Source organism: Ferrovum myxofaciens (genome assembly GCF_000735045.1).
In the GTDB taxonomy this organism is placed as follows: Bacteria; Pseudomonadota; Gammaproteobacteria; order Burkholderiales; family Ferrovaceae; genus Ferrovum; species Ferrovum myxofaciens.
The window spans coordinates 1-506 of the sequence record NZ_JPOQ01000439.1 but is presented as its reverse complement, the minus strand read 5'-3'; the positions used below and the strand labels follow the sequence as shown (position 1 = coordinate 506).

1 protein-coding gene is annotated in these 506 nt (G+C 56.9%); it reads right to left on the bottom strand.

The features are described 5' to 3' along the window. Positions 1 to 193: 193 nt before the first annotated feature. Positions 194 to 472, bottom strand: a complete 279-nt coding sequence (locus IV91_RS0114445) for a type II toxin-antitoxin system RelE/ParE family toxin (RefSeq protein WP_031599534.1) — start codon at positions 470 to 472, stop codon at positions 194 to 196. Between the last annotated feature and the right edge of the window lie 34 nt (positions 473 to 506).

Genomic DNA, 506 nt, shown 5'->3' with positions numbered 1-506 from the left:
GTCGGTGCTTCCGGCAAGGAGGATATCGCGCAGATACGGGAATTACACGGCAAGCATGGGAACAGTTGGCCCGGCCAGTGGCTGCGTCACCGTGGCCAAATCAAGGCGGCGGAAGTCTGGGAATCCTATCGGTAAAAGCGGAAACCGGGCGGAAAGCGTTTCGTCCGACGCGGCAGATTCGTTCAGGAAGTGATCAAGGAAATTCTCGGCGAGCATGAACTACATTTACGATCTCAATGCAAGTCGCTGCAACGCGATAGAAAACGATGTAGTTAGGATGGGCCACAATCTCGCGCATGCCCGGGACGCGCTCACTCTGTCGGTACAAGTACGGGTGTTCAGCGGCTGGAAGAATGGACTCTTCCAGTAGGCGTTTCATACGCCGGGCTGCCGGTGGATTCTCGAAAGCGATGTAACGGATGATTTGCGCCAAATCATCGCGGGCTGTAGCCCGCCAAGCGATGAGCAACAAATCACGTCCCCCGCAGTGCGGCCTCGGCTTCCTC